Origin of the sequence: Nonomuraea zeae (genome assembly GCF_005889725.1) — a bacterium.
GTDB lineage: Bacteria > Actinomycetota > Actinomycetes > Streptosporangiales > Streptosporangiaceae > Nonomuraea > Nonomuraea zeae.
Genome location: NZ_VCKX01000389.1, coordinates 1 through 10,003 on the forward strand (window position 1 = coordinate 1; position 10,003 = coordinate 10,003).

At 70.9% G+C, this 10,003-nt stretch carries 8 protein-coding genes; 3 read left to right on the plus strand and 5 right to left on the minus strand.

Going from position 1 to position 10,003, the window contains the following annotated elements; all coding sequences use genetic code 11:
* The first annotated feature begins 94 nt into the window (after window positions 1–94).
* On the plus strand, window positions 95–835 hold the full coding sequence (locus ETD85_RS55875; RefSeq protein WP_138697975.1) for a metallophosphoesterase family protein: 741 nt from the start codon (window positions 95–97) through the stop codon (window positions 833–835).
* 12 nt (window positions 836–847) lie between these two features.
* On the opposite strand, the gene ETD85_RS55880 is transcribed toward ETD85_RS55875, so the two are convergent.
* From ETD85_RS55880 to ETD85_RS55900, 5 genes are all read right to left on the minus strand, one after another.
* Window positions 848–2,155 (minus strand): MFS transporter, encoded by a 1,308-nt coding sequence (locus ETD85_RS55880; protein WP_138697976.1) that lies wholly within the window; start codon window positions 2,153–2,155, stop codon window positions 848–850.
* A gap of 86 nt (window positions 2,156–2,241) precedes the next feature.
* Entirely contained in the window at window positions 2,242–2,595 is a 354-nt protein-coding gene (locus ETD85_RS55885; protein ID WP_138697977.1) for a nuclear transport factor 2 family protein, read from the minus strand.
* A 90-nt stretch (window positions 2,596–2,685) separates the two neighbouring features.
* Window positions 2,686–3,096 (minus strand): hypothetical protein, encoded by a 411-nt coding sequence (locus ETD85_RS55890; protein ID WP_138697978.1) that lies wholly within the window; start codon window positions 3,094–3,096, stop codon window positions 2,686–2,688.
* 143 nt (window positions 3,097–3,239) lie between these two features.
* Entirely contained in the window at window positions 3,240–5,555 is a 2,316-nt protein-coding gene (locus ETD85_RS55895) for a hypothetical protein (RefSeq protein WP_138697979.1), read from the minus strand.
* Window positions 5,556–5,666: 111 nt separating this feature from the next.
* The gene (locus ETD85_RS55900) at window positions 5,667–7,328 is read right to left on the minus strand and encodes a class I adenylate-forming enzyme family protein (RefSeq protein WP_138697980.1); all 1,662 of its coding nucleotides are present in this window, start codon (window positions 7,326–7,328) and stop codon (window positions 5,667–5,669) included.
* A 291-nt stretch (window positions 7,329–7,619) separates the two neighbouring features.
* On the opposite strand from ETD85_RS55900, the gene ETD85_RS55905 reads away from it, so the two are divergent.
* Window positions 7,620–9,284, plus strand: a complete 1,665-nt coding sequence (locus ETD85_RS55905; RefSeq protein WP_138697981.1) for an endo-1,4-beta-xylanase — start codon at window positions 7,620–7,622, stop codon at window positions 9,282–9,284.
* Between the two features lie 106 nt (window positions 9,285–9,390).
* Window positions 9,391–10,003, plus strand: a 613-nt coding sequence (locus tag ETD85_RS55910) for a maleylpyruvate isomerase family mycothiol-dependent enzyme (protein ID WP_138697982.1), incomplete at its 3' end; no start/stop codon positions are given.

Below are 10,003 nucleotides of genomic sequence, written 5' to 3' on the forward strand. Positions count from 1 at the left end.
GTGTATAAGAGACAGGTTCGTGGGCTGTTCGTGGGCTGTTCGTCGGCTGCGAAACGGGGCTTCCGGGGTGGCGGCGGCAGGGCAGAGTGGGGGCATGCGTATCGCCGTGCTGTCCGACATCCACGGAGTGCTGCCCGCGCTCGAAGCCGTGCTGGCCGAGCCCGACGTGGTGGCGGCGGATCTGATCGTGCTGACCGGCGACATGGCGGCCGGGCCGGTGCCGGTCGAGACGCTCGACGCGCTGGTCTCGCTGGGTGATCGGGCGCTCTGGGTCAATGGGAACGCCGATCGCGAGCTGGTCGAGGTGGCCGGCGGGCGGACCAGCGAATATCCGGTCTCCCAGTGGGCGGGTGAGCGGTTACGGGGCGATCAGGTCGCCTTGCTGGGCGGGCTGCCCGATCGGCAGGTGGTCGAGCTGGGCCGGCTGGGGACGACGCTGTTCGTGCATGCCACGCCGCGCAGCGACGAGGAGATGATCCTCGTCGACAGCTCGCTGGAGAGGTGGGCCGAGGTGCTGGCGGGAGAGAGCGCCGCGACCGTGGTGGTGGGCAACACCCACATGCCCTTCGTACGGCTGGCCGACCGGGTGCTGATCGTCAATCCGGGGTCGGTCGGGATGCCCTACGGCCGGGCCGGGGCGCACTGGGCGTTGCTCGACGGCGAGAGCGGGGCGGTCTCCCTGCGGAACACCCCGCTCGACGCCGCCGAGGTGGGTCGGCGGCTGGTCGAGGAGAGCGCGTTCGAGGGGATCGAGGAGTGGGTGGGCGAGTTCGTCACGAGCACCTACTCCGATGCGGAGGCGTTGCGGGTGTTCGCCAAGGCGGAGGGGAGGTAAGGGCGGGGCAGGTCAGGCGGGGGCCTGTTCGGTGGTTTCGGCTGACTGCCTGCGGGCCTTCTCGGCCAGGGCGTGCTCGTCGGTTCTCGCGTCGTACCCGCGGAACTTGGGCAGTGCCGCCCCCAGCGCCATTACGGCGGCGACGCAGAGCAGGCCGCCTGCGCCGAGGGAGAAGCGGGTGCCGCCGAAGTTGGCCATCAGGCTGGCCCTGGCGTTGCCCAGCATCGGGCCGCTGGCGTAGGAGAGGAGCTCGATGCCGGCCAGCCGCCCGCGCAGCTCGCGCGGGATCGTCTGGTTCCACATGGTCATGCGGAAGATGCCGCTGACCATGTCGGCCGCGCCGGCGAACGCGATGCAGACGAGCAGGACCCAGATGTTCGGCGCCAGGGCGGCCAACGCCACGGCCGCGCCCCACAGCGCGGCCGCGACGATCACGCCGAGGCCCTGGCGCTGCACGCGGGCCGCCCAGGCGCCGGTGAGCGAGGCGACCAGCGCGCCCACGGCGCCGGCGGAGTACAGCAGCCCGAGCGCCTGCGGCGCGCGCAGCTCGTCGGCCAGGAAGGGGAACAGCGCCGTCGCCATCGCGAACACCATCGCCGCGATGTCCACCAGGTACGTGCCCATCAGGTCGGGGCGGCCCACCGCGTACCGCACGCCCTCGACCAGCGATCGCAGCGACGCCGGGGCGGCGTCCTCGGCGGGTGGCAGGGACCGGATGCGCCACAGGAGCAGCATGGACAGCAGGAAGGTGGCGGTGTCGATGGCGTACGCGGCGGCGGTGCCCCACGAAGTGACCAGCAGGCCGCCGAGCGCGGGGGCCACGATGGCGCCGAAGTTCCAGCGCAGGCTCGACAGGACCGCCGCCGCGCCCTGCTGGTCGTGCCGGACCACCTGCTGCAAGGTGGCCTCCTGGCTCGGGCGCTGCAGGCAGGTGATGCCCATGGAGGCGGCGCCGATCACGTACAGGACCCAGACCTGGGGGTTGGGCAGCAGCGCGTTGATCATGAGGGCCGCCGAGGTGGCCAGCAGGCCCAGCTCGCACCAGACGATGATCTTGCGGCGGTCGAGGGAGTCGGCGATCGCGCCGCCCCACAGGCCGAACACGACCATGGGCACGAACTCCGCCAGGCTGACCAGGCCGACCGCCAGATAGGAGTCGGTGAGCTCCTTCATCTGGTACGGCACCGCGACCATCGTGATCATCGTGCCGAACATCGTGATGACGCCGGACGAGAACAGCAGGCGATAGTCGCGGGAGTCCCGCAACGGGCTCACGTCGATCGCGAGGTTACGGAGCAGGCGTTTCAGTCCAGCGGGCACGAAGGTCGATTGTCCGGTGAATGCGAGGTTCGGGGCAACTGAATAAGAGCCCCCGGCCGATGACCGGGGACTCTTGAAATCAGGGGCTAGGCGGCGGGGACCTGGTCCAGGAAGCCGAGGACCTTGCGGATGCGGCCGTCCTCGGCCAGCTCCACGACGTCGAAGCCGATGGCCACCGGCTCCCCGCCCGCCGGGCCGAGGTGCCAGGTGAAGCGGGCGAGGCGGCCGTGGGCGTCGTACTGGTCGCCGGGGGTGAAGACGAGGCCGGGGAACATCCCCTGGGCGCCTTCGATGACGGCGGCGATCCCCTGGTGGCCGGCCACGTCGGCCAGCGGGTCGGTGTAGGTGGCGTCCTCGGTCCAGAGGTCCGCCACGGCCTTGGCGCGGGCGTCGGGGTCGGTCTCGTTCCAGGCGGCGACGTAGCGGTCGACGAGGGTCATGACGGGTTCTCCCTTACTTGGTTCGACGTTCTACTGGCTGCTGCGGGCCTTGCGCGGGCGCTACTGGCTGCTGCGGGCCTTGCGCGGGCGCTACTGGCTGCTGCGGGCCTTGCGCAGGCCGGTGATCTGGAGCTCGGCGAACACGCCGACGACCAGAGCCTGGGCGATGGCCCAGATCGCGCCGAGCGTGGTGAATCCGGCCGCGCCGGTGACGACGGCGGCGATGCTGGCGAGGGTCCAGATGATGTTCAGGGCGATCACGGCCTTGGTGCCGGCCGGGCTGATCGCGCGCCGGCCGGCCAGGAGCCCGACGCCGGCGCCGTACACGAGGAGGAAGACGCCGATCCCGCGCAGCAGCGCCGCGTCGGGGCCGAGCAGATCGCCCACCGGGCCGGCGAAGGCGAGGTAGACCAGCCCGTTGCCGGCGGTGACGACCGCGTCGGCGGCCAGCGCGAGGCGGAGGAACTTGGTCCGGTCGGCGGTGACGGTCAGGGCGGTCATATCGGGCTCCTTCGGTGATGCGTTCTGACACCTGAAAGATGTCAGCCAGCGCGTAGGTGCCGCGATTACGCCCTAGGTAATGCGGATCGGCGAAACGGGGCTCGACCAGGCATTTCGCGATCTGAAACTCGTGCGGGGCGACGTCAGCGGGGGCGGGCGGGCCTGCGGTAGGTGATCGTCCTGTCGCCCGGGCCCGGGTACGCCATGATCAGCAGCCGCTGGCCGCCCATCCCTTCGCCCTTCCAGGGGAACCACGCGTAGTGCACGCGGATGCGGTAATGGCCCGCGCGGCCGTCGAGCGCGAGGTCGGGCAGCTCGGTGCCGCCGGCGGCGTCGCTGAGCACGATCGAGCCGCCGGGGCTGTCGTAGCCGACCTCGACGACGTGGTCCCAGCCCCTCGTCTCCACCGGCGGGCGGCGCCGGTAGGTCTCCAGGGTGACGCAGAGGTCGAAGTCGGAGTGCGACAGCACCATCAGGTGGCCGGGGCGGGCGGCGGCCAGGCCGTTGTCCTGGGCCTCGTCCAGCAGCTCCCCCGAGTAGGGGTCATAGTCCTCGTCCTCGGGCGCCTCCACCGACTCCATGACGCCGTAGTCGGTCAACTGCGGTTCCTTGACCCGGACGGCGGCGGCGGGCTTGATCAGCGGCTTGTGGCGGGGCGTGGCGGCGCACATCCGCCGGCCATCCGCTTCGATCTCGGCCATCTCCCGGTCCTGCCCGTCCTTCGCCGCCCGCACGACGGCCGCCGCGCCGGGGCAGATCCCGGAGATCGAGTAGGCGAGGGCGGCGCGGTCGAGCTTCAGGCGGGCGAGCTCAGCGGGGTCGTTGCGGGTGTAGACGCCGCACAGGCGGCGGCCGTGCGCCAGGACGACGTGATCGGGCGTGGTGGCGGCGAGCTCCGGCAGGACGCCGTTCCCCTGGCCGCCGCGCATCGCGCAGACGAACGTCTCGGGCATGCGCTCCGGCTCCTCCTCCGGCAGCCGCCGGTAGTCGGCCGGGTTGCACTCCTCCGCCGTGGTGATCGGGCCGGATTCCTGGTCGGCGGCGGGCAGGAGGCAGTGCGTGAGGGTGCCGGCGAGGGCCGCGACGAGGACGTGGCGGCGACGGCGCTCGGCGGGCGGGGCGGCGTACCGGGAGAGCAGGAGGAGGGCGGAGGCGGCGAGCGCGAGGCTGTACCAGGCAGGGGAGATGCCGGCGGAGACGAGCGTGCCGTCCTTGGCGAACAGGCTCGCCGGGTACGGCGGCAGCTCCTCCGCGAACGGCAGCTCCCTGTCCCGGAGGGGGGTGAGTGCCCCGGCCGCGCCGAGGGCGGCGGCGGCGAGGAGGGTCACGACCGTGACGCGTGCGAAACGCCGGGTGCGGCGCAGGACGGCCGCCGCGATCAGCAGGGCGGGGGCGCCGACGCCGACGAGCACGTCGAGGGCGAACCACAGGAGGAAGAACGCGCTGCCGGCGTCCCGGTGGACGGCTAGGTAGACCTCCGTCGTGGGGCCGCTCCAGAACGGCACCCCGCGCGTGAGGTTCGCGGCGGCGGGGAGCAGCGGGAGCAAGATCGCCACGACGGCGAGCGGCCACCGTCCGGCGGGGACCCTCACCGGCCGGCGCCGGGCTCTCTGCGGCTGGAGGCTGCCGAGGTCGTGGGCGGACCGGGCCTGCCAGACCACGCCGAAGACGGACATGCTGCTGAGCAGCCCGAAGGCGATCAGCTCGACGGGCACCTCGTTCGCGGCCCGGTAGGAGAAGTAACCGAACGACGCGGGGGACGTCAGCGAGAGCGCCACGATGACGACGCCGATCCACACGGTGGCCCTGCTCCAGCGTGGATCGCGCGCCTGGGCGACCAGGAGCGGCACCATCCAGGCCGGCCTGGACAGCTCCCGAGCCCACGCGAGCGCGTCGATCCGGCCGAACGGCTCCAGCCCGAAGCCGGCCTCGAAGATGGAGATCAGGCTGTCGGCCGCGCACAGCGTCCCGGTCACCAGGATGAGGAGCCGTAACCAGAGGGGGGTGGTGCCGGCGAGCACCCGGAAGAACAGCCACGTGACGGCGAGCTGGAGCAGGACGAAGACGAAGCTCGACCACGGGTACAGGGTTGCGGCGAACCCCTCCTGCCACGGGACGATCATCACGAGGGTGTAGAACACGGTGACCGCGGCGTCCACGTACAGCGCGGCGCGCAGCAGGCCGGCCTCCCTGCCGTGCCCGGCCGGCGTGCCGCGCAGCCGGCCGCGCAGCAGCTGCCAGTACGCCCACGCCTGGACCACCGCGACCAGGACCAGCAGGCCGACCAGCCACGGCCAGGGCCGGAGTTCGCCGGCGATGAAGACGCCCGGGTACGCGACGACCCGCCACAGGGGGCCGACGTCGCCCGCGGCCACTGCGAAGACGGCCAGACCGAGCACGGCGAGCAGGTAGGCCGCCGCGACGACGGCCGCGATCCTGCCGAAGCGGTATCGGCGCACGAGGCTGCTCCAGGGGGCGCGAGGCGGGCGGAAGCGCCCAACCCTAGCGAGCCGCCAAGAAGTTGATCAAGGCTCGATCGGGTAACGGCGCCGCACCCCCGGAACGGCGGTTCAGGCGCCCAGGACCTCCCTGCGCAGGTGCGTCTTGAGGATCTTGCCGCCGGGGTTGCGGGGCAGCTCGCCGTCGCGGAACCACACGCGCACCGGGATCTTGAACTTGGCGATCCGGTCCGTCAGGAACGCCTGCAGCTCCTCGGTCGTCACCGCCTGGCCGGGCGCCAGCCGGATCACCGCGCCGACCTCCTCGCCCAGCTCGTCATGGGGCACGCCGATCACCGCCGCGTCGTCCACCGCCGGATGCTCGAACAGCGCGGCCTCGACCTCGGCGCAGTAGACGTTCTCGCCGCCCCTGATCACCATGTCCTTGGCGCGGTCCACGATGTAGACGAAACCCTCGTCGTCGATCTTGGCCAGGTCGCCGGTGTGCAGCCAGCCGCCGACGAACGTCTGCGCCGTCGCCTCCGGCTTGTTCCAGTAGCCCATGATGACGTTCGGGCCGCGCACGCACAGCTCGCCGACCTCGCCGGGCGGCAGCTCGGTGCCCATCGGGTCCACCACGCGCACGTCGACCACGGCCGTGGGCACGCCGATGCTGTCGGGCTTGGCCTGGTAGTCGGCGCCGCCGTTGCCGATGGCCAGCGCGGTCGTCTCGGTCATGCCGTAGCCGTTGGAGGGGGCGCGGTTGGGCAGGTTCGTGGTGATGCGTTCCAGGAGCTTCGGCGGAGCGGGGGCGCCGCCGTAGCCGAGGGTGGTGAGCGAGCTCAGGTCGTACTTGCCGAAGTCGGGGTGGGACATCAGCTGCCAGGCGTTGGTCGGCACGCCGATCATGGCGCTGACCTGCTCGCGCTCGATCAGGCGCAGCGCCTGCTCGGGGTCCCACTTGTACATGAGCACCAGGCCGCCGCCGCTGAACATGGTGGTCGTCATGGCCGAGAAGCAGCCCGTCACGTGGAACAGGGGGACGGTCAGCAGGGTGATCCGGCGGGTGCCCGCGGCCGCCGCGATGTCCTTGCCCGCCATGGCCGTGGCGCGCATGAGGCCGTAGGCGACGGTCATGGGGGACTGGCCCAGGTTGCGGTGGCTGCCGAGCGCGCCCTTGGGACTGCCGGTCGTCCCCGAGGTGTAGAAGATCGTGGCCGGGTCCTCGGGGGACAGCTCGACGTCCGGCAGCTTCACGTCCGCGGTGACCTCGCCCAGCACGTCCTCGTACGTGCGCGCCCCCTCCGGCGCCTCGCCCCTGGCGACGATCAGCGGGACGCCCGTCGAAGCCAGCCTGATCGCCCGCTCACCGTCGGCGATCAAAACCTTCGCGCCGGAGTCGCGCACGCCGTAGGCCAGCTCGGCCTCCGTCCACCAGGCGTTCAGCGGTACGGCGATCGCTCCCGCCGCCAGCGTCGCCGAGAAGGAGACCGCCCATTCGGGGTAGTTGCGCATGGCCACGGCCACCCGGTCGCCCTTGCGCACGCCGTACTCGTCGACCAGGCGGTTGGCGAGGGTGGCGGCCCGGCGGAAAAGGTCCTCGAACGTGATGTGCTCGTCCTCGTAGACGAGGAAGACCTTGTCGCCGTGGAACCTGCTCATCTCCAGCAGGGCGCGGAAGTGGGCGGGTGCGTGCTTCCACGTGCGTACCCCGGTGTCGCCGATCTCCTCGATCTCGAAAAGCTGGCCGGGTCCGGTGAGCTGGGCCTGGACCTGGGCGTGCGAAAGGGACATGCGCAGAACTCCCGCAATAGACGATTATTCCGGATAAATCACAGTACCGACCGGTAGGTACGTCGCGCTAGAGCAGGAGAAACAGGTGCCGCAGCGGGCCCCGGCGGGCCCTGGGCCGGCGGGCACTGCTGAAAGTTTCATTTATGGACCGATAGTTTCCGGCCACACGCTGCTGCTTTGGCGCCGTCCCGTGATCGGCATTGACCGTGCACTTACCGGTCCATACCGTCTGCGGTGCGATCCGACCGGGATCGAAAACTTTCGGAATCGAGTGCCTGCCTCCGGAGGTAGATGTCCGTGCGTTCGTCCTCGTTCGTCAGAGTCCTCACCCTGGTGGGAGTGCTCGCGACCTTCCTCCTGCCTGCCACCTCGGCCGACGCGTCCGCGCCCCTGCGCACGCACGCGGCGAGCCGGGGCAAGTTCATCGGTGCGGCGCTCGCCACCAGCCCGCTGTCCAATGAGACCTCTTATCGCAACATAGCCGCCACCGAGTTCAATCAGGTCACCGCCGAGAACGCGATGAAGTGGGACTCCACCGAGCCCAGCCAGGGCCAGTTCAACTTCTCCGGCGCCGACGCCATCGTCAACTTCGCCACGCAGAACAACCAGCAGGTCCACGGCCACACGCTCGTGTGGCACAACCAGACGCCGAGCTGGGTGCAGGGCCTGAGCGCCACCGCGATGCGCACGGCGATGCAGAACCACATCAGCCAGGTCGTCGGCCGTTACGCGAGCAACGCGACCGTGGTCTCGTGGGACGTGGTGAACGAGGTCTTCGACGACAGCGGCAACCTGCGTACGTCGTTCTGGTACAACACGCTGGGCCAGAGCTACATCGCCGACGCCTTCCGCGCCGCCCGCGCCGCCGACCCCGACGCGCGGCTGTGCATCAACGACTACAACACCGAGGGGATCAACGCCAAGAGCACCGCGATCTACAACCTGGTCTCGTCGCTGCGCCAGCAGAACGTGCCCGTGGACTGCGTGGGCTTCCAGAGCCACCTGGCCATCCAGTACGGCTTCCCGGGCGACTTCCAGCAGAACCTGCAGCGCTTCGCCGCTCTCGGCGTCCAGGTCCGGATCACCGAGCTGGACGTGCGCATCCAGACGCCCAGGGACGCCACGAAGGACGCCACGCAGGCCACCTACTACCGCAACGTCGTCAACGCGTGCCTCGCCGTCACCGCCTGCGCGGGCGTGACGATCTGGGGCTTCACCGACAAGTACTCCTGGGTGCCCGACACGTTCCCCGGGCAGGGCGCGGCGCTGATCTACGACGAGAGCTACGCGCAGAAGCCCTCGTACACCGCCGTGCACGACGCGCTCGCGGGTGGCACCACGACCGACCCCACGCCGCCGACCACGCCGGGCACGCCGAGCGCGAGCAGCATCACCTCCAGCTCGGCCGCGCTGACGTGGACCGCCTCGACCGACAGCGGCGGCAGCGGCCTCGCCGGGTACGACGTCTACCGCGAGCAGGGCGCCACCGACCAGTTGCTCGGGCAGAGCACCACCAACTCGATCTCGCTCACCGGGCTGAGCGCCTCGACCCAGTACCAGGTGTACGTCCGCGCCCGTGACGGAGCGGGGAACGTGTCGGCGAACTCGGCCCTGGCCACGTTCACCACGACCGCGGGCGGAGGCGGCCCCGGCGGCTGCACAGCGGTGGGCACCGTGCAGAACCAGTGGAACAACGGGTACGTCGTCCAGCCCGTGACCGTCACCAACACCGGCACGTCCGCCATCACCGGCTGGACGGTCACCCTCACCCTGCCCGCCGGCCACACGCTGAGCGGGTCGTGGAACGCGGTCGTGACCGTCAGCGGGCAGACCGTCACCGCCAGGAACGCGAGCTACAACGGCAACCTCGCGCCGAACGCGAGCACCACCTTCGGCTTCCAGGTCAGCCGCCCGAACGGCAACACGCAGACGGCCTCCGGGTACACCTGCGCGTGAATCGGGTCATCCCCTGGGCGTCGCCACCGCCCAGGGGATTCTCTCTGCCGGGAATATTGACATTTAAACCGTCGAGGTCTGTCGTTCGCCGTAGGAGGTGAACGGCATGAACGAATGGGATGCCACCTCGTACGCGGGAAAGGACACCATCCTGCGAGTCGTGGCGGAGGAGGCCGAGCGGCTGTTCGCGCTGGCCGAGCCCGAGGAGGCCTGGGAGGCTCCGACTGCCTGCCCGGGCTGGACGACGCGCGACGTGGTCGCGCACATCGTCGACACGACGGAAGGGTATTTCGCCGGCTTCGACGTAGCCCGCGGCGGCGGCGACCCCGGGGCGGCGTACGGGCTGCCCGGGATGGGGGCCCGGGTCAACGAGCAGGCCGTGGCGCTGCGCGGGATCCCGCAGAAGGAGCTGCTCGACCGGCTCAAAACGGACTTCGAGCGGATGCGGGCGATCCTGCGCGACCTCGGCGAGGACGAGTGGGCGGGGCTGACCGTCCCGCACTACTACATGGGACCGCTGCCCGCCTACTTCTACGCGGCCGGGCAGCTCATGGACTACGCGGTGCACTCGTGGGACATCCGCCAGGGCACGGGCCGGGCGCACGGGCTCTCGGGGGAGGCGGCCGACCTGCTGGTGCCGTTCATGTTCGTGCTGTGGCAGTCGACGATCAGGAAGGAGGCCGACCTGACGCCGTTCGAGCTCGGGATCCGGGTGGGCG

Bases quoted from the DNA above. Each gene is read 5' to 3' on its own strand.
- ETD85_RS55875 (WP_138697975.1), top strand. From the start codon at position 95: ATGCGTATCGCCGTGCTGTCCGACATCCACGGAGTGCTGCCCGCGCTC.
- ETD85_RS55885 (WP_138697977.1), bottom strand. From the start codon at position 2,595: ATGACCCTCGTCGACCGCTACGTCGCCGCCTGGAACGAGACCGACCCC.
- ETD85_RS55890 (WP_138697978.1), bottom strand. From the start codon at position 3,096: ATGACCGCCCTGACCGTCACCGCCGACCGGACCAAGTTCCTCCGCCTC.
- ETD85_RS55900 (WP_138697980.1), bottom strand. From the start codon at position 7,328: ATGTCCCTTTCGCACGCCCAGGTCCAGGCCCAGCTCACCGGACCCGGC.
- ETD85_RS55905 (WP_138697981.1), top strand. From the start codon at position 7,620: ATGTCCGTGCGTTCGTCCTCGTTCGTCAGAGTCCTCACCCTGGTGGGA.